This window comes from Marinomonas flavescens, assembly GCF_004352835.1.
GTDB classification, from domain to species: Bacteria; Pseudomonadota; Gammaproteobacteria; order Pseudomonadales; family Marinomonadaceae; genus Marinomonas; species Marinomonas flavescens.
The window spans coordinates 61,625-82,377 of the sequence record NZ_SJSB01000004.1 but is presented as its reverse complement, the minus strand read 5'-3'; the positions used below and the strand labels follow the sequence as shown (position 1 = coordinate 82,377).

The 20,753-nt window shown below is 42.5% G+C and carries 14 protein-coding genes; 4 read left to right on the top strand and 10 right to left on the bottom strand.

Annotated elements, in window-relative coordinates:
* Positions 1-145: 145 nt before the first annotated feature.
* Both E0D70_RS05605 and E0D70_RS05600 read left to right on the top strand, forming a co-directional pair.
* Complete coding sequence (locus E0D70_RS05605) at positions 146-757, top strand: hypothetical protein (RefSeq protein WP_420813327.1); 612 nt, start codon at positions 146-148, stop codon at positions 755-757.
* 367 nt (positions 758-1,124) lie between these two features.
* On the top strand, positions 1,125-3,311 hold the full coding sequence (locus tag E0D70_RS05600) for a bifunctional diguanylate cyclase/phosphodiesterase (RefSeq protein WP_240536998.1): 2,187 nt from the start codon (positions 1,125-1,127) through the stop codon (positions 3,309-3,311).
* A 442-nt stretch (positions 3,312-3,753) separates the two neighbouring features.
* Here the strand turns inward: E0D70_RS05600 and E0D70_RS05595 are convergent, their stop codons facing one another.
* The 8 genes from E0D70_RS05595 to E0D70_RS05560 all read right to left on the bottom strand — a co-directional run bounded on the left by E0D70_RS05595 (position 3,754) and on the right by E0D70_RS05560 (position 15,323).
* Complete coding sequence (locus E0D70_RS05595; protein WP_133011296.1) at positions 3,754-5,088, bottom strand: OmpP1/FadL family transporter; 1,335 nt, start codon at positions 5,086-5,088, stop codon at positions 3,754-3,756.
* A gap of 419 nt (positions 5,089-5,507) precedes the next feature.
* Complete coding sequence (locus tag E0D70_RS05590) at positions 5,508-6,638, bottom strand: ABC transporter permease (RefSeq protein WP_133011295.1); 1,131 nt, start codon at positions 6,636-6,638, stop codon at positions 5,508-5,510.
* Positions 6,635-9,364, bottom strand: a complete 2,730-nt coding sequence (rbbA, locus tag E0D70_RS05585; RefSeq protein WP_133011294.1) for a ribosome-associated ATPase/putative transporter RbbA — start codon at positions 9,362-9,364, stop codon at positions 6,635-6,637. The genes E0D70_RS05590 and rbbA overlap by 4 nt, the downstream gene beginning before the upstream one ends.
* The gene (locus E0D70_RS05580; RefSeq protein ID WP_133011293.1) at positions 9,364-10,359 is read right to left on the bottom strand and encodes an HlyD family secretion protein; all 996 of its coding nucleotides are present in this window, start codon (positions 10,357-10,359) and stop codon (positions 9,364-9,366) included. Before E0D70_RS05580 ends, rbbA begins: the two co-directional genes overlap by 1 nt.
* A 129-nt stretch (positions 10,360-10,488) precedes the next feature.
* On the bottom strand, positions 10,489-11,418 hold the full coding sequence (arcC, locus tag E0D70_RS05575) for a carbamate kinase (protein ID WP_133011292.1): 930 nt from the start codon (positions 11,416-11,418) through the stop codon (positions 10,489-10,491).
* Between the two features lie 11 nt (positions 11,419-11,429).
* Entirely contained in the window at positions 11,430-12,431 is a 1,002-nt protein-coding gene (gene argF, locus E0D70_RS05570; protein ID WP_133011291.1) for an ornithine carbamoyltransferase, read from the bottom strand.
* Between the two features lie 152 nt (positions 12,432-12,583).
* Positions 12,584-13,825 (bottom strand): arginine deiminase, encoded by a 1,242-nt coding sequence (locus tag E0D70_RS05565; RefSeq protein WP_133011290.1) that lies wholly within the window; start codon positions 13,823-13,825, stop codon positions 12,584-12,586.
* A gap of 91 nt (positions 13,826-13,916) precedes the next feature.
* The gene (locus tag E0D70_RS05560) at positions 13,917-15,323 is read right to left on the bottom strand and encodes a YfcC family protein (RefSeq protein ID WP_133011289.1); all 1,407 of its coding nucleotides are present in this window, start codon (positions 15,321-15,323) and stop codon (positions 13,917-13,919) included.
* A 600-nt stretch (positions 15,324-15,923) separates the two neighbouring features.
* Here E0D70_RS05560 and adhP point away from each other — a divergent pair.
* Positions 15,924-16,958 (top strand): alcohol dehydrogenase AdhP, encoded by a 1,035-nt coding sequence (gene adhP, locus E0D70_RS05555; RefSeq protein WP_133011288.1) that lies wholly within the window; start codon positions 15,924-15,926, stop codon positions 16,956-16,958.
* Positions 16,959-16,992: 34 nt separating this feature from the next.
* Positions 16,993-17,817 (top strand): PRC-barrel domain-containing protein, encoded by an 825-nt coding sequence (locus E0D70_RS05550; RefSeq protein ID WP_133011287.1) that lies wholly within the window; start codon positions 16,993-16,995, stop codon positions 17,815-17,817.
* Between the two features lie 96 nt (positions 17,818-17,913).
* Here the strand turns inward: E0D70_RS05550 and E0D70_RS05545 are convergent, their stop codons facing one another.
* Both E0D70_RS05545 and E0D70_RS05540 read right to left on the bottom strand, forming a co-directional pair.
* Complete coding sequence (locus E0D70_RS05545; RefSeq protein ID WP_133011286.1) at positions 17,914-19,206, bottom strand: cation:proton antiporter; 1,293 nt, start codon at positions 19,204-19,206, stop codon at positions 17,914-17,916.
* A 372-nt stretch (positions 19,207-19,578) separates the two neighbouring features.
* Positions 19,579-20,574 carry a potassium channel beta subunit family protein gene (locus tag E0D70_RS05540; protein WP_133011285.1) on the bottom strand — a complete coding sequence of 332 codons (996 nt, stop codon included), beginning with the start codon at positions 20,572-20,574 and terminating at the stop codon, positions 19,579-19,581.
* Between the last annotated feature and the right edge of the window lie 179 nt (positions 20,575-20,753).

Below are 20,753 nucleotides of genomic sequence, written 5' to 3'. Positions count from 1 at the left end.
TAAGATTTCTTCATTCTCTTGATTTATCAAGGTTATTTAGAAAACAAGAACAAAAATCACACGATTTTACAAAAAGCGCTATACACATTTACTGTTTTTATATACAGTACTGTATAAACAAACAGTATAAATAACAGGCGAGGCTGTGGATATGATTTGCTTAACCATTAAAAAATCAAAACAGAATATGAACACGCTTATTATTGGAGCACTAGCCGTAGTGGCTCTCTATGCTCCGGTAAAAGATGCGACTCATTATTTATCCAGCTTATTTCAAAAACAAAATATCGAAATTGTTGATGCCTCTTTTGGCGCGAAAACACCTTGGCAAACACAAAGTGGCGCCTATGTTAAAGTATCTAACTCTTTATCCGCATTGAACTCCAAACCGAGTTTTTCGACACCTCAAATCATTTACACTCGCTTACGCTTAAACAATCCGACGACGAGTTCAAAAACCTATCGCAAAATATGGTTGAACTTTGAACATGAGAACGGCAAACGCGAATACGCAACTGATTACACACTTTATAATGTAGAAACGCGTCAGCGATTGATAGGTGAAAGTGTACAGTTAGGACCCAATAGCAGTATTGATGTTATTGCGGCTTATCGTTTTATTCCAAGCTATGGGCGCAAAACCCCAGAGTCTATGAGCGTTTCATGGGAAGGTAAGGGTCTAATGCGAGAAAAGGCGTGCGAGTATAATTTAAAAACCGCCGTGCAGAACAACTTCCATTATCAATGTAATGGCTAAGAACAAGACAATATGAGATGAGTAGACAGCACATCCGCTTGTCTCATATTGTGCAAATATGACAATACATTCGAATTACGTATCAATGATTTAGCCTTTCTTCCTCATCTCATTTTCACATCAAATACTACCACTCTTTGATTCTTGACAATTTCTTGACTAAATAATTCGTTTATAACGAAAAACAAGATAGTCATGACTTAAAATTTTAGGTAGCCTCTATAAATACCTGAATTTACTCAGTTCTTTTTTTCATAGATGAAGTTGATCAATGTTAATTAACTTTTTTAAAGAGTTTTTCTTAGTTGATAGTGCCCAACTTAATAGGTACAACAAGAGCTCTTTTCAACAAAGTGCTCTTAGGATATTGATTACCTTAACTTTACTCGTACTACTAGGAGTAGAGTTAAACAGCCTTTTCCTTTCATCTGAAAAGAACAGTGGATTCTTTTTGGTGATCAATAGTGCCTGTTTAGCGCTCCTTTGTGGCTTATTGTACTTTTGTAAAAAACACACCAAAGTCACTTCCTTCTTGTTTCTTAGTACCTTAGCCACCATCGGCTTGCTACTTGTGACTCTGTCGAAAGATTCAAACGCAGTAAAATACGGTTTAATTTCTTTGTATTCACTTCCTTTGATGGCAAGGCTATTTTTTGGCTTTCGCTTATCACTACTGCTTAGTATTGCCAATATCGGCTCATTTTATTTAATCGTCTCAGACTCACACAGTTTAGAGATGCGTGGGAATGGCCTTGTTCCCGCCTTTACATCTTTTTATTTTCAGGTTCTTAGCTTTTTAACACTCAATGTTGGCCTGCCATTGGCAGTTTCTAGGATCATGTTTACACTGGAAAAGAACACGGCTCATCTCAAATCTTTATATGTTCGATTAAATCGGAACTATGCACTATCTGAAGAAATTTTTGAACACACTGGCACGCCCACATTACTCTGCAATGAACACGGCAAAGTATTAAAAGCCAACCATTGCGCTCGTAAGTTATTGTCTATTTCTAGCTCACACAAAATAGAAAACAGTGACATCCAATCGTGGTTAACCCCTATTGGGCACAAAAAAGAAAAGTACTTTTGGCAGGTCAGTAACGCTGAGTGTACATTGAAAAAAGACCACACAGTTAATATTGAAGTCCATAGAGCCACACTGACTAACAATGGTCACTATATGCTTCATCTACAAGATGTCTCGCATCTTAAAGCACTGAAACAAGCATTAGAAAGCACACAAGAAACGAATAGCCGTTTAGTGCATTTTGACGCGTTAACTCGCTTAGCTAACCATCATTATTTTTGTACTTTAGCTAACCAGAGAATCCAAACAAAAGATGCTCATTTTACTGGTGCTATGTTTATCATCCGCATCAGTCAATTTAAGCTATTAAACAAACAATACGGAAAAGACAACGCCAATCGTATTATCTTAAATTTTGCAAAAACGCTGCAAAGTAAGCTGTCAGATCAGACAATTATTGGTCGCTTACGAGGGGTGAAATTTGCCTGTTTTCTTCCTTTAGGCCAAGCCTATTTGGTGCAGCGAAATTTATCAGCACTAATCAAATCCGTCCTTCCTGAACAGATCAAACTGGATGGAAAAACATTAAACATGAACTACCAGATCGGTATTGCCTATTACCAAACAGACGGTAACAATGCCGAAGAATTATTAGAGCATTGTGAAATGGCATTGGAGTACTCTACCAGTGTAGATAGGTTCTCTTACTATAATAATCAACTTGAAAACAGACTTATTGAAGAACATCAACTAGGGCTATTATTGAGCACTGCCATCAAACGTAACGAAATCGTTTTATGGTTACAACCTCAAGTATCTCCTAGTCGCCAAATCTGTTCTTTTGAAGCGCTCGCTAGATGGCAAAAAGAAGATGGTAACTTTGTATCACCTTTTGTATTTATCGGCCTTGCTGAGAAATTAGGCCTGCTGCCTTTATTAGCTGAAAACTTATTACGTTCTTTAATCCCTATTCTAACCGAATGGCACGAAGAAAAGATTCATACGCCAATTGCATTCAACTTAGCAGGCCAAGAGCTGATGAGTGATCCCTTTTTTGCTTTGATGATGACATTGGTCGCAGACAAACCCTGGTTAGGTGAATTACTAGAGTTGGAAATAACCGAAACCAGCCCCGTCATGACCAATCCCTTGATTCATAAACGATTAAAGGCATTGCATCAGTATGGCTTTACCATTGCGATTGATGATTTTGGCACAGGGCAAGCAACCATGGGACAACTGATCGATGTACCGGCAACAGTACTGAAAATTGACCGCCGCTTTGTCGCACCACTACCGAATGACCAACGTCATCTAGACATTGTGAAATCCACTATTCAGCTCGCACGATCGCTGGACATGAAAGTCATTGCTGAAGGGATTGAAACCAAGGAGCAAGCCAACTTACTGATTTCTCTAGGATGTCATGTATTGCAAGGGTATTACTTTGCAAAACCGTCTCCAATGACGGACTGGACGGAAAATAACAATGAGAAAGCAAAAGAGCTTCGAATGGTTTACTAACCACAGAGTTGCTTATCTTTTGCTATTTTCACACACTCCCCTCCACGCTCAAACACCGCTTAACTACTAGCAAACGCTAGCCTATAATCGCTCACTAATAACCGTTAAGTAGCGGTTATTGCACCCTACGCTTCCAACACCCATTGCGCTTTTTACAACACACCTATCACCACATACATAGAGCTTTCACACATTCACATTACTGATCTCTTTTGTCCAACACAAATCCACTCACAGCAATGCTAACTGACTTCACAGTAATCATATCAAAGGCTCTACGACCTTCTTACCCTTTCAAATAGACAAATATAAATGACCTCTTACACCTCAGAGCAAGCAATACGTTATTAATCGCTGACTGGGTTTGCAGACTAGCAAACAACAAAAAGCCAGACCTTTTTCAAGATCTGGCTTTTTGTTTATCTAAGGGAAGTACGATATGTTAGAACGACATATTATAAGCTAACGATATAACATTTGCAGATGAGGAGTAATCTGCGCTGTAAGAACCTCGTGCGGCATCTTCACCACTACCATCACGGTTAACAGATACACTGTCTATCGCAACATGCGTATAAGCAAAGGTGGCAGACGACATATCGTTAATGTTGTATGTTGCCCCCATGGAATACCACTTACGATCTGCATCTGGGGTTCTTGCTGAACGATATTTATCGGTTGCTGGAGAATTATCCATGGCAATACCAGTTCGCAAGGTTAGCTGCTGTGAATAATCATAGGTCAAACCTGCGGAGTACATCCATTGATCTTCAAAGCCAAAGGTCAACTTAGAATTAGGTTGAGTACTATCAAAATCGATATTTAAACCGTCTTTCATTGAGCTCCAACCCGTACGGATAGCACTTAAGCCCAATGTGAGTTTCGGCGTTAGTGCTTGAGCTAAACTGATAGTTAACACATCTGGAAAAGTAAGCGAATCACTAACATCCGCATTTACTAGTTGATATGATTTATTATAAGGGGCATTGGGAAGTGCATTATTTAATCCTGAGACATTGTTATACTTAACATTGCCTTTAAAATCAAAGTCTACTTTACTACGATAACCAATACCAATTCGGGTACCTTTCACTGGCTTAAATAGCACGCCCAAACTATACCCATAACCGGTTGCATCGGCATCTATTTTACCAACCCCTTCACCACCGTATACCCCAACAGTACTACCCACAGCGGAGTCTAAAGTTACGCTAGCACGATGCACTTGGATACTAGCACCTGCTGAGAACCAGTCATTCACTCGATGAGCAAGGGAAAAACTTAACGCGATGTCTTTTAGAGCCGTTTTTGTTGCATTGAATCGTCCTGCCCACTTATCACCATAGTCCCCCGATAGACCAAAAGGCGCATTGAGTGATATTCCTGCAACGGTATTATCAGATAATGGCATGGCATAATAAATCGATGGAGCAAGAGCATTATCAACAGAATCGGTATTGGTTGATGATCCAGAAGAAATTGATTGGCCTAATGCGTCCTTAGCTTCAATATTAGTCACGTCCATTTTAGGCATTATGTATGCCCCAGACACATAGAAGGTGTTCTTTTTCGCATTAAGGAATAACGCAGGGTTCCAGAAGCTAAAGGAAATATCCTCGTCAGAAGCCGCTGCGGCAGACAAGGCGGAACCCGACGCTGTGGCACTTTGGTCACCAAGTGAAAAGCCTGCTGAATACGCAGAGGATGCCGCCGCTACCGATAAAGTAACAAGGCTTATTTTGAAAATGCTAGATGAATATTTTGAAGAAATTGTCATGACTGGCTCCATTCTTATTTTTATTGTCAAAATCTTTAGAAAAAGCGTAATGGCTCAATCTAGTACCCCTTCATTATAGTAGTGCTTCTTATGATATTACCAGAGCGCATTTCATGCTATTCGCATTATTCCTTATACTTATTTTAAATATCAAAACAATAAATATTTTTAAAAAAGCATAAAGAGAATGTAAAACTATGGAGAAATATACAGGATTGTGAAGAAAAACCATTATAGATTATAAAGATACACAATAAAACTAAGGGGCACCTTTGTGCTACCCCTCACTTATTTACTTTGTTTTTTTGTATGGCTTCTTTGTATGACATCTCTGCCGTGATGACTAAGTTTGAGCTTAGTACTGTCGTGCTATAAACATATCTCGATTACAACAAAGCATCTTTATAGCACGACCTATATTACGCATTGGCGACAGAGGTGCGAAAGCGACTCACCGCACTCAACAAGAAGACACTACCAATCAGCAATAGAATCACTAACTGTTCCCAGATAATGCTAAAACCGCCTCCGCGATACAAAATGGCTTGTGATAAGTTAACAAAGTGTGTGGTGGGAGCCACCTGCATAAGATCTTGTATGAGTTGCGGCATGCTTTCATAAGGCGTTATCCCGCCCGATAGCATTTCTAACGGCAGTACCGTCAGGATAAACAGCAAGCCTAATTGCGGCATTGTCCTCGCGATGGTACCAAGAAAGATCCCCATCGAAGTCGTGGCAAACAAATGTAGAGCAGCACCCAATACAAACAGCCAAATAGAGCCTTTAATAGGGACCTGTAATACATATTGAACGATAAAAATAAGTGATAAGGTCGCCGCGAACAGCACGACCGCACCGTTAGCCAGCACTTTGGAAAGCACAATTTCTATTGGTTTCACCGGCATAACCAGTAAATGTTCCAATGTGCCATGTTCGCGCTCTCTGATAACAGCGGCACCCGCCAAGATGATAGAGAGCATGGTGACATTATTGATAATCTCCATGATGCTCCCAAACCAACTGCTGGTCAGGTTAGGATTGTACTTATTATGAATAATGAGTTTTACAGGAAGCTTGTACGCCTTTAATGTCCCGCTAACGAATTTATTGACCTCGCCACTGATTATATTCTGAATATACCCATCACCGATCCCAGCTTGGGACATCTGGGTTGCATCGATATTGATTTGAATTGTTGGTTGTTTAGACGCCATCATGTCACTCTGAAAACCTGATGGAATGATCACGACAAAAGTAAACTGCCCCGAATTTAATGCAGGTTCCACGGCGCTATAATTAATGTACTCAGGTTTATTAAAATAAGGCTCATTGAATGCATTCCCTATTGTTTTAGACAGTGGAGAACCATCCTCATCAACAATCGCAATGGGCGCATTGTGCAGCTCTTGAGACGAGGCAGTAGAGGCCACATAAATGCCGCCGCTAAACGCCCACACAATCAATATCAATAAGATTTTATCGTGCCATAGGCTACGAAATTCCTTAATGCTTAACTGCAGGATATTAGAATCTAACATTCGACTTCTCATTTTCCCTGCTTCCTTAACAAGATCACACTAACCAAGGTAAACAACGGCGCAAATACGAGCAGTGATTGAAAAGACGAAGACAGCTCTGAAAAGCCGAGTCCTTTCGTGACTATGCCCCGAATAATGATAATAAAATACGTTGCCGGCCAACACTCACCCATCAGTCGCCCTACTCCTTCTAAAGAGGACACAGGGCTGGTCAAACCTGAAAAGCTGACCGTTACCAGCAGCGTCACTATGGCAGTACCCGCCAGTGCGGCAATTTGCGTTTTCGTAAAGGTCGACATAAACAAACCGATACCGGTCGTCGCAATAATGTAAATCAGCGCGGCACTATAGAGTGCAAAAAGGTCACCTTTTATTGGCACTTTAAAGATATATACCGTCACAAACAGCAATATAACAAAGCTCACCATACTAATAATAATATAGGGCAGCTGTTTGCCTAACAGGAACTCTAGCCTGGTCGCTGGGCTTACGTATAAGTTCACGATGGAACCCATTTCTTTCTCTCGTACTACTGACAAGGCGGTCAAAATCGCCGGAATAAACATCAATAACAACGGGATCACGCTGGGCGCTAACGCGTAAATACTTTTGAAATCCTGATTAAAACGATAACGAGACGCGATATTTATAGGCAAAATAGTCGGCACATAACCTAACGCCTTTAAGGTTAAGTCCGTTAAATACGCACTGTGTACTCCCTGCATATAACCATCTATTGTCTCGGCCCGAAATGGCATAGCACCATCCACCCAAACGGTGACTTCAGGGACCCGTCCACGCTTTAAATCCACGCCGAAACCCGGTGGAATCACGACGCTGAAACTGAGTTCGCCATCTTGCATGCGTCTATCAAGCTCTTCGTTAGAGCTAAGCGCTGAGTGCTCTATAAAATATTGTGAGCTCGAAATACTCTGAATATAATTACGACTTTCTGGAGTATGATCTTGATCTAAAACAGAAAAGGTCAAATCATTAACGTCTAACGATATGCCATAACCCAGTACCAACATAAGCAAGGCGGAGCCTAATAAAGCGAATGCTAACCGAATCGGATCGCGCAACACTTCCAAGGACTCACGATAACTAAACCCAAATAATCGACGCAGACTAAACGCCCGGTTCACTGGAATGGGGTACTCTTTATCAATAGTATTTTGTGGCGCAGGTGTCGCTGTTTTATTTCCTTGAGCTTCTTCTAAATACGAAATAAAAGCGTCTTCAAGGGTCTCTGAATCCCGCGACTTACTAATAACCTCTGGGGTGTCTGTTACTAATATCTTACCGGCGTGCATCAGTGAAATACGATCACAACGCATTGCCTCATTCATAAAATGGGTGGAGATAAAGATAGTCACGCCATGATTACGTGAAAGATCAATCAATAATGCCCAGAAATTATCACGGGCAACGGGGTCCACCCCAGAAGTCGGTTCATCAAGGATGAGCAATTCAGGATCATGTACAACCGCCACCGCTAACGACAACCGCTGCCTGATGCCTAAAGGTAATTCGGCGGAGTTCACCCCTTGATAAGACCTTAAGGTAAACCGATCTAGCAAACTGTCTATGCGCTCTTTGGCTTTGTCTGCGGGCATATGAAATAGCTTGGCATGCAGCTCCAAGTTTTGACGTACGGTTAATTCACCATACAACGAAAAACCTTGAGACATATAGCCAACTCGATGACGAATCGCCATTGAATTAGACTCAACGGGACTGCCAAATAACAAGCCTTCACCACGGCTAACAGGCAATAATCCAGTTAGCATTTTCATGGTCGTACTCTTACCACAACCATTTGATCCTAAAAAGCCAAAAATCTCACCTTGCGTGATCTCTAGATTAATATTATCCACCGCCGTAAAGTCGCCAAATGTTTTGGTCAGACCTTTTGCCGTAATCGCAATTTTATTGTCCTTAAGGTTTAACGGCGGGATAGATAAAGCAGCATGTTCATTGCGCACGCTGTCGGGCAATAAGTTAATAAACGCCGCTTCAAGGGTCTGTGTATTGGTTCGCTGTTTGATTTCGGCTACCGTACCGGTATCCAACACCTTGCCCATATTCATAGGGATAATCCAATCAAACAACTCCGCTTCGTCCATATAGGCGGTAGCAACAATGACGCTCATGCCCTCACGGCGCTTGCGTATATGCCCGATCAGTTCCCAAAATTGACGGCGCGACAATGGATCAACACCTGTGGTGGGTTCATCGAGTATTAATAAGTCTGGCGCATGGATCAAAGCACAACACAGGCCTAATTTTTGCTTCATTCCTCCCGACAATTTACCAGCGGGTCGATCACGAAACTCAGCTAACCCCGTCGCCAATAAAAGCTCATTAATCTGCTGGTGTCGTTGCTTTGCAGGAATACCAAACAAACGGCCAAAAAAATCTATGTTTTCAAACACAGACAAGGTCGCATACAAGTTTTTTCCTAATCCTTGTGGCATAAAGGCAATTCTTGGTGCGATAGCATCTCTATAATTCGCGTCTGATATATCCCCATCAAACACACGGATCGCACCCTCTTGGATTTGCCTAGCCCCTGCGATCAAAGCCAATAAGGTAGATTTACCAACCCCATCAGGTCCTATCAAGCCGACCATGCAGCCTGATGGAATATCAAGATCGACTTGCTTTATCGCGTCATTCTCACCATATCGGTGTGAGACACAAGACAATGAGACAACACTGGATTTAGAATTAGCCATTATGGCAATTTAACCTGTAGATTTTTAGGCCAACCCTGCTTTTGATCTAACAAAATATAAGCGTCGCCAGGTACGCCTGTTTTTACAGAGTTTATATATTCTTTTAATAGCTTAGGGTCTATTTTCACTTTCACCCTAAACATTAACTTTTCACGCTCGGAGCGGGTTTCAACCGCTTTAGGCGTAAATTGTGCCCTAGCGGCCACAAATGAAACCGTCGCAGGGATTACATACTGAGGGATGGCATCAAGGATAATTCTAGCTTCACTGCCGACTTGTATTTTGCCTGCTTGATCCGTAGGTACAAAAATAGACATGGAGACATCGGTCAAATCAAGAACCGTTAAGACATTCCCTCCTGATCCTAGCACTTCGCCTGGCTGTGCGAGCTTATAAAGCACTCGACCTTTAATAGGCGTCGTTAGATTCGTCTCTTTTAATGTCACCTGTAGTTGATTAATCGCCGCCTCGGCCGCCTCAATACCTGACTCTGCTTGCGTAACCTGAATATTAACCGCTTTAAGCATTGCCGCTGCCGTCGCGTATTGAGTATTCGCTTGATCCAGTTTTTCTTGAGAGATATGCCCAGATTTCGCTAAAGTAGCAGAGCGCTCTTGCTCTCTTTTGGCATAGGTTAATTCACTTTTACGAACCGTCACCATAGCAAGCACGTAATCACGATTACTTTGCGCTTCACGTAGACTGGCTTGGGCTTCCCTCAATTGAGCATTGATCGAATCTGTGTTCATTTTAGCGAGTACTTGATCTTGTTCGACCATGTCGCCTTCATTGACTAGCACCTTCTCCACTCGTCCGGGATATTTAGTCGCTATATCGTATTCAACGGCTTCGATCCGACCATTTCCAGAAGCAATGGAAGTTGGCAGTTCAGGCTCTAAATGACGCTGGTAATAGATCCAGCCGCCCGCGACAGCGACCGCCGCGCACAAGGCGGCAATCACAAACAATTTTACCGGAAAGCGTGTACTAGCCATGTTAAAAATCTCCATTACATCAGGCTGATTAAGTGGTTAATCGTTGGTTATTTTTTAATAACAATGACGATAAGTAAAATATTAAAAATAGATAACGTTAAAGACATAAGCGTTTGATTAAACATCCAATCAATAGCACGTCATCTCTACCGCCTGCTTGTTAACATGAGTACCTGCTAAGCCTTTTACTATCGCCTCTAAGTCTTCTAAAGAGCCAATTGCAGCGGTTTTACCCGTGCTCTGAGCAAACTGGCACGCCGCACTAACTTTTGGCCCCATCGAACCCTCAGCAAACGTATGCTTTGCTAAGTCTTCGGGATTAACCTGTTTAATCCCACGCTGCTTTGGTGTATTCCAGTCAAGAAATACCGCGGCGGCATCTGTGGCCATAATGTATAAATCGGCATTCAATTCACGTGCCAATAATTCACTGGATAGATCTTTATCGATCACCGCTTCAACACCTTGAAGATGATGAGCCTCATCAAACATGGTTGGAATACCACCGCCGCCACTGGCAATAACAATGGTGTTTTTTTCTAACAACCAACGAATGGGACGAATTTCAAAAATACGTTTGGGCAAAGGTGACGGTACAACGCGGCGCCATTTATCGCCATCAGGCTTAATAAACCAATTATTTTCTTTGGCTATTTTTTGGGCTTCGTCTTCGTCGTAAACGGGACCTATAAATTTAGCAGGATGGCTAAAAGCAGGGTCTTTTGAATCGACTTCTACCATTGTAAGTAAAGTCACGATCGGCCGTTCAGAAGGCAGTAAATTACCCATTTCCTGCTCTATCATGTAGCCAATCATGCCTTCTGTTTCTGCACCAAGCACATCTAGAGGGTATAGCTCTTTCGGCTTATAAGCGTTGCCTTGCAACGCAAGTAAGCCAACTTGAGGTCCATTTCCGTGGGTGATAATCAGCTCATTATCAACCGCTATTTTTGCCAACGCTTGCGCTGCAATTTTAATATTGGCTCGCTGTGCCTGCGCGGTGAGAGGTTCACCGCGTTTTAGCAACGCGTTACCACCGAGAGCGACTACAATCCGCATACCCTTACTCCTTAGCTACCCAGTGTCGCCACTAGCATGGCTTTAATGGTATGTAGACGGTTTTCTGCTTGCTCAAATTGAACACCCGCTACGGATTCAAATACTTCATCGGACACTTCCATTTCAGAAACACCAAATTTTTGAAACATTTCTTCACCAATAACCGTGTCGCGATTATGAAATGCAGGCAAGCAATGCATAAATTTCGTATTGCTCACACCAGTCGCCTTCATCAACTCGCTGTCTACCCGGAAAGGCGTTAATAGCTCAATTCTTTCTTTCCAAACGCTGTCAGGTTCACCCATAGAAACCCACACATCGGTGTGAATAAAGTCACAACCTTTCACGGCTTCTTTTGGGTCATCTGTAATGGTTAACCTAGCACCATAACGCTCTGCCAATTCACGGGCTGGTATCAAATATTCATCACTTGGCCATAACGATTTAGGCGCAGCAATGCGCACATCCATGCCCATTAAACAGCCAGCAATCATCAATGAATGCCCCATATTGGAATGAGCATCACCAACAAATGCGTAGCTAACATCGCATAATGGTTTACGGCTGTGCTCTTGCATGGTTAACAAGTCAGCGAGCATCTGAGTAGGATGAAACTCATCAGTCAATCCATTAAAAACAGGAACTCCAGCGTATTTAGCCAGCTCTTCCACAATGTCTTGGCCATAACCACGGTACTCAATGGCATCGTACATGCGACCTAATACTCGAGCCGTGTCTTTCATGGATTCTTTTTTGCCGATTTGTGAACCAGAAGGTCCTAAATAAGTAACTTGAGCCCCCTGATCAAAAGAAGCCACTTCAAATGCACATAAAGTACGCGTAGAGGATTTTTCAAAAATAAGGCAAATATTTTTACCCTTCAAACCCTGTTTTTCCATACCCGTATATTTAGCTCGCTTAAGGTCTCGTGCCAAATCTAATAAAAAATTAACATCTCGCTGGCTAAAATCTAATAACTTAAGAAAGTTTTTATTACGTAAATTGAATGACATCGAAAAATTCCTTGCCTATTGATATACCAATAATTTGAACGAAAATTGGCTAAATTCAAAAAACTGAATTCAAAAAACTGAATTCAGCCAATATTTCATGTAAGTAAAATGCATTTTAAAACCTAATAACACTTACCACTTGAATGTAAAACTTAAGACTCAACCGGATCACGCCATACAGGGCATGTCATACAATGGCCACCACCTCGACCTCGGCCTAGTTCTGCACTGCTGATCGTAATAACTTCCACACCCGCTTTTCGTAACAAGGTATTGGTATAAGTATTACGATCATAAGCAACCACCACACCCGGCTCTAGTGCAACCACGTTATTACCATCGTCCCACTGCTCACGTTCTTTCTGGTAACTGTCACCACCTGTTTGCACTATATTCAGCTTTTTGACGCCGACACAGTCGGCTGCGATATCAAACAAGTGCTTATCTTCTTTACGAAAATCAATATGCTCGGCATTGTCACCCGGTCTTAGGCTGTAACATTGAATTTCATCACAGACATCAACAAAAGCCGTCGCGACATCACGGTCACATTGACTAAACACAGTATCCAAATGCATTGCTGATCGAGAACGAGGCATTTGGCAAGCAACTACTCGCGTAGCGGCTCCCTGCTCGAAAAGACGTTGCGCAATTTGTCCTACTGCTTGAGGTGAAGTACGTTCTCCCATACCAATCAACACGTTACCATTGCCTAGTGGCATCACATCGCCCCCTTCGGCAGTTGCTGGACCATGATCTTCATCTGGGTTACCCCACCAGATTTTGAAATCACCATTATTAAAGGCCGGAGCAAACTCAGGATGAAACTGATAAATAGCGGTAACCAATAAGGTTTCAGGGCGACGTGCTGGCCAATACATTGGGTTCACAGTGACGCCATTGTAAATCCAGCTGCTGTTATCTCGAGTAAATTGAGTATTCGGCAATGGAGGAATAACAAAACCATCACCGCCTAAATAATTTCCAAACATGCCATGAGGTTTGAACGGTAAATCGTGGACCGAAATACCACCAATCAAGAAAATCGCCAATTGTTCGTCTGACATACCTTCTAGCCAGCTTCGCAATTCATTTAACATGCCCACGCCAACTTGATTTTCGTCAATTCGACGGTCTAGAATCCAAGCGCGCGCTTTTTTATTGTGCAGTGTCTCTTTTAGTAATTGACCAAATTCAAGCACTTGTACACCACGACTTTCCATCTTCATGCAAAAGTCCATGTGGTCTGTACGAGCCTGTTGTACCCACAACACATCGTCATACAATAGTTCAGCTGCATTGGCAGGAGTAAGACGAGAATGGGCAAGGCCCGGCCGACAAACAATCACTTTACGTAACTTACCGATTTCAGAATGAACACCAAACTCAATCATCTTTCTGTCCTTTTATATTGAGTAAAAAGGCCTGTGAAGCAGTAGAAATGCTATAAATAAAGGCCCATACAAGGTACGAATACACCATTATTTATGAACTGAGCGCGACAATACTGAGAGAGCCCATGATGAGCACACACAGAATTAACAATAGCGGCCAAATAAAACGCAACCATCTTTCATAAGGCACTTTGCCAATCGCCAAAGCCCCCATAACCACGGCAAAAGTAGGATTAAACAAATCAACTAAACCATTTGCAGACTGAAAAGCGGTTACTACTAACTCTCGACCCACACCAGAAAAATCCGCTAGTGGCGCCATAATTGGCATACTTAGTACCGCTAACCCTGATGATGAAGGAACAAAAAACGACATGAGAACTTCAATGCCAAACATGGCATTAATAAACACCACGTTGGGCAAGCCACTTAGGGTTTGCTCACCTAAATGCAAAATAGTATCGGTCATATGACCAGCATTCATAACCACCACAATGCCACGAGCAATGCCGATAATAATAGCCACACCTAATAGGTCACGAGCGCCATTGATAAAGACATCCGTAAAATTTTTCTCCCCCATTCTGGTCACAAAACCAATTAAAATAGCAGAAGCAATAAACAGCGCCCCCATCTTCGCCATCCACCAGCCTTGGCTTGATACACCCCAAATCATCACAGCAAATGTCAAAGCAAAAATCACTAATACGATTTTCTGTGACAAGGTCAAAATAGAAGTTGTATCGCTATGGGCTTCTGTCATAAATTGCTGCTCAATCTCTGCGCGATGATCTGCAACGATAGAGAGAGAAGGATCTTTCTTAACCTTAGCGGCGTAACGCATTACATAAATAACACACGCTAACCAGCCACTCAGTAAAATGAAAAACCGTAATCCTATGCCTTGTGTAAAAGGAATATCAGCCGCATTCGCAGCAATAACAGTAGCAAACGGGTTGATCGTTGAGCCTAAACAACCAATGCCAGCACCCAGTAAAATAACCGCTACAGCAACCACAGAGTCATACCCTGCTGCGATCATCACGGGAATAAGCAACGCATAGAAAGCAAGTGACTCTTCAGCCATGCCATAGGTGCTTCCGCCAAGTGCAAATAAAGCCATTAGAATGGGTATCATCCATTTTTCATGGCCTTTAAGTTTCACCATAGCGCGAGAAATACCGGTATCAATCGCTCCCGTTTTGGTAACTACGCCTAAAAAACCACCTATAATTAACACGAACAACGCGACATCAATCGCGGCAGCCTCATAACTGTCTGGATCATAAAATCCAGCAATAGGCGCAAGAAATACAGCAACCACACCTTGAGGGTTTGACTCAACATGCTTATAAGTACCAGGAACAGGTACTTCTTTTCCTAATGCCACACTTTGTACACGATCATATTTACCGGCGGGAACAACCCAAGTACCAGCAGCGACTAACACTATTAACAAAAAGAGAATGGTGTAAGCGCTTGGAAATTTAAACGTCATTTTTGATATCCTTTCCAGACAAAGAAGTTTTTATTTTTAAACTTTTAATTTTAAAAACATCCATTTGAAAACCACCTAAAGAACTCAGGTACAAATATCGTTAAATTTAAAGTTTTCACTAGTAGAAAACGAAATATAAGAAACGCCCTATTATGTAATGATTTCGTAAATGAATGTTTTGTTCTATGTCAGGAAACCAACCATTACTTTTGTATTTATTCCTTTCGTCGAAAAGCCAAAGAAATCAGTCGGATTAATATTAAAAAACAGAATTAAATAAACAGGTGCAACCTTGATAAAAACGATAGTGATATAACTTAGTAAAAAAGAAAACGCTACCTTAACCAACTGAAATACAACACCTTTTCATTCAGCCTAAAAAGTTTTTATTCCCTACTTATAAGATCCCTTTATTTACCCAGTACCGTAGGAAATTTTGTGGCCCTAGTCTGTACGGCAACGCACCGACATCACCTTTTGGTAAGACTAGTGTTTTATTGTTTTTGAATGATAGGAATTGACGAGTTGAGACAGCACTCTCATTTTCATTTTTGTGGTTATGAATAACTTTTCATTTGCAATCAATCACTGGAGTCTCTCATGAGTAAAAAAATGCAAGCGGCCGTCGTTGAAGCGTTTGGTCAAAAATTGGCACTAAAAGAACTCGATATTCCAACCATAGGCCCTGGTCAGATTCTCGTTAAAACTGAGGCCTGTGGTGTTTGTCACACCGACTTACACGCTGCGCATGGTGACTGGCCATTAAAGCCCACTCCTCCTTTTATTCCTGGCCATGAAGGGATTGGTATTGTGGTGGCATTAGGTGATGGCGTTACTGCGGTGAAAGAAGGCGATCGGGTCGGTGTTCCTTGGCTCTATTCTGCCTGTGGTCATTGCGAACATTGTCTAGCGGCATGGGAAACTGTTTGTGGCGAAGCTGAGTTCGGCGGCTACACAAAAAATGGCGGCTTCGCAGAATACATTGTTGCTGATCCTAATTATGTGGCCCATATCCCTAATGGACTTTCCGCCGTAGAAGCGGCGCCAATCATTTGTGCTGGCGTTACTACTTATAAAGGCATCAAAGAAACTGGGGCACGACCTGGTCAATGGATTGCTATTTCAGGTATTGGTGGGCTAGGCCATCTCGGCGTTCAGTACGCCAAAGCATTAGGTCTTCGTGTCTGTGCGGTTGATATAGACGATCGTAAACTTGCGCACGCCACTAAACTCGGTGCTGATGCCGTGGTGAATGCGAAGCAACCAGGCGCGGTAGAAGCCGTTATTAAAGCAACAAACGGTGGCGCACATGGCGTACTGATTACCGCACCGTCATTAATCGCCTTTAACCAAGGGGTGGCTATGACTCGAAAACGAGGAACCTGCGCTCTCGTTGGACTGCCACCGGGCGAGTTTCCAACCCCATTATTCGACGTTGTCGCTAATTGCATCACCATCCGCGGTTCCTTTGTTGGAACACGCCTTGATATGGCTGAAGCACTGGCTTTTGCGGCCGAGGGCAAGGTAAAGGCAGACATAGAGTTACAACCACTTTCTGCGATCAATGATGTCTTTGAACGACTACAAAATGGTGACGTACCGTCTCGAGTCGTACTCGATTTTTCTAATCATTAATACAAATACTGACCTCGAAAAAGGAGATTCGCTCATGTTGCGCGACCTTAAAGAACTAGACGATTATACGATTTCAGCCAGTGACGGAAATATCGGCGCGGTAAAAGACTTTCTGTTTGATGACTTATCGTGGGCGGTCCGTTATTTTGTTGTAGAAACAGGATCGTGGCTATCCAGCCATAAGGTGCTAATTTCGCCAATCGCCATTCAAAAAGCGGATTGGAAGAATAAAATACTGCCGGTATTAATCACCAAAGATCAGGTTAAAAACAGCCCTAATCTTGATGCTGATAAACCCGTTTCACGACAGCATGAAATGGACTATCTCAATTTTTATGGCTATCCATATTACTGGGAAGGAAACCAGCTATGGGGCGGCGACATGTACCCCTATTTGCTAAATCCCGACTACAATGACGCCCTTACGGAGCTACGCGACCCAAAGAACAATCATTTCTTTGATGAAAGCAAACGTGAAAATCTTCAAAAGTCAGACCCTGATTTACGTAGCGCGAAAGAAATTGTTGGCTACCACATTCACGCTATCGATGGTGATATTGGCCATGTATCCGGGCTGTTAGTAGAAGAAGATACTTGGGCGGTGCGCTATCTTGTGATTGATACCAGTAATTGGTGGGGAGGACATCAAGTTCTGATCTCACCCGAATGGATCAAAAAAGTTCAATGGTTTGATCGCTCTGTTTTAGTCGATGTAAATCGTCAATTAATAAAAGATGCCCCTGAGTACAGCTCCGTTGAGACGCTAAATCGAGAGCATGAAATGGCCATTTATGAGCACTATGGACTCACTGGCTATTGGGCTCGAAAACCTAAAAGTAATGTCGAAAAAAGCAACTAAGTAATGTTGAGGGCGCAGAGTTACTTATTGATGCTTTGCCGCCCTCGTAGCCGTATTCTTGGTGCCATCTCAGTAACGTGTCGTGCTGATGATGACTCAAGACTTATCAGGTGGCGTCAACTCCCCTTTTATTCGGATCACCCGCCCCATCGTTAATCCTTGTACGATAATCGAGAAAACAACCACGCAATACGTTAAAACCAGTATCAAACTACGCGAATGACTTTCTGGTAACGACAACGCCATAGCCACTGAAATACCGCCTCGTAACCCACCCCAAGTCAGAATACTTATCGCTCCTTTGGACTGTACTGTCACCCAACTTAATGGGCCTATTATTCCAGCAACACACAACCAACGAGCTAGCATGACGATGGGGATTGCAATCGCTCCAGCCAATAACCATTCCCCGACGATGGGCAAGACTAAAAACTCCAACCCAATGAGCATGAAAAGCACCACGTTTAGAATTTCATCTACCAATTCCCAAAACGTATCAAGGTGTTCACGCGTTTTATCCGACATCGCGAAAACTCTGCCATGATTTCCTAAGAACAATCCGGCAACCACAGCAGCAATGGGAGCAGAAAGGTCTAAGCTATCCGCCAAAGCATAAAGCCCCATGGCAAGAGCAAGGGTCAATAGGACTTCAACCTGATAATTATCAACCCGTCGAAGCATTTCATAGGTTAATAATCCTGCGGCCATTGCCAATAGCAATGCGCCTCCTATTTCCTTGAGCAGTAGCATCGCCACCGCAGTGACATCAATAGAGGTTGATGCATGCACACTAGCCACCGCTTCACCAGTAGCTCTGTCCAGACCTGATAGCTGTAAAAGTAGCAAGAAAATCACCACGCCCAGCCCATCATTAAATAAAGATTCTCCAGCCACTTGGGCCTCTAACTGCTTAGAAGCGCCAACCGATTTCATAATAGCCAATACCGAAATAGGGTCCGTTGGTGAAATTAGAGCACCAAATAATAAGGCGTGTAAGAATGGAATTTTCAGCCCCAACAAATCCAGTACCAGCCAAGTTAAGCTGCCCACTATAAAGGTTGAGAGCAAGGTCCCGATCGTTGCGAGCAAGGCAATCGGTAGCCACTCTCTGGTTAGATTCTGGGATTTAACATGTATCGCCGCCGCAAACAGTAAAAACGCAAGCATGCTATGGAGGACAACTTTGTCAAAATCAATTTGTGCGACTAATTTTGTAGCCTGTTCACGAAGTCCTTCTGTGTAGGGACCGACAATAATAAGTATCAGGGAGGCGCCCAAAGCCACCACCATCACGCCGATTGACGTTGGTAATTTGATATAACGATAATTAAAATAACTAGACACCGCAGCAAGGGTTATCACAATACTAATCAAAGAAAAAAAGCTCATCTCGCCTCCTGAATAGCCTGGAAAGTCTTAATAGCGATATGCACGATGCACTTCCTTTTTACGAGATAAATAATGTGCCATACAGAATGAATACTCAGCATGTAATTAAATTACTCTAAGATAAACGCCTGACCCCAGCTTGTCTGTACGGTGGAATACCTAACGGCTCAGGACTTAATCGTGTGACACCATACGATTCTCAAAAAAAAGGCTTTAATGACGTTAGATTTCTAACGTCATTAAAGCCTTACTTTCTGGCATGGTTCACATCAAGAGCCTGTTGAATTACCTTTTTTGACGATCGAAATGTATTCGCAAAACGCTCTAGAACACATTAAGAAAAACATTAAAAAAGACATTCAACCTGAAAAACTACTGACCGAAGCGCTCTGGCGCGGCTGGTTTATTACCTAGGATGGATTCGATTTTTTCCATCACATCAGGTGTTAGTTTTTCCAATGCCTCGATGGATTGCAGATTATCTTCCAGTTGTGACAATTTTGATGCGCCTAAAATAACCGTTGATACGTTAGGATTTTTCAAACACCAAGCCAGTGATAAATGAGTAATACTCACACCAATATCATTGGCTAATGCGCTCAGTTGTCTCACTTTTTCCAGCTTTAGTTTGCCATCTTCACTGGTCCATAAATCTCTTAACCATTCATAGCCTGGCAAGGTCAAACGACTGTCATCTGGGATACCGTCATTGTACTTGCCCGTTAAAATCCCACTGGCAAGCGGTGACCAAACAGTGAGTCCCATGCCAAAGTTTTCATAGATAGGCAGAAACTCACTTTCAACCTTATCTCGATGCAATAAGTTATATTGAGGCTGTTCCATCGTCGGTGGCGTTAAGTGATGAGCACGAGCGACCGCGTGTGCCTCCGTAATTTGCTGGGCACTCCATTCACTCGTTCCCCAATAGGTTACTTTGCCTTGTTGGATCAAGTTATGCATGGCTCGAACAGTTTCTTCGATGGGAGTGTCTATGTCTGGACGGTGACAGTAATACAAGTCTAAATAATCGACTTTTAAGCGAAGTAATGCAGCATCACACGCGTCTCGAACATGCTTGGCGCTTAAGCCCATTTGCATTTTATGATCGCCGCCCCAGAATACTTTGGACGATACCGCAAAGGTATCACGCGCTAGCCCTAAATGGCTGATAGCAGCGCCCATGATTTTCTCAGATTCTCCTGCTTCATAACCTTCTGCGTTATCGAAAAAATTTATTCCAGAATCGTAAGCCGTTTTGAGTAAGGTTTTCGCATCGCTCATGTCTACTTGCTTGCCAAATGTAACCCATGATCCTAATGATAATGCAGAGACTTTTAACCCCGCTTTTCCTAAACGTCGGTATTCCATATATCCTCCTAATAACTAAGACAATCGCGCCAGTTGTCTGGCTGATGTACTTTTTTATTGTGCAGGTCTATTTGTACTCTCGATGCGTTAAATTTTCCGCAAATTTAGATATAGAAATAAGGATTTAGATTTTGAATAGACTGTGGATGCTCATCGGATACGCAAGACGAACATCCACA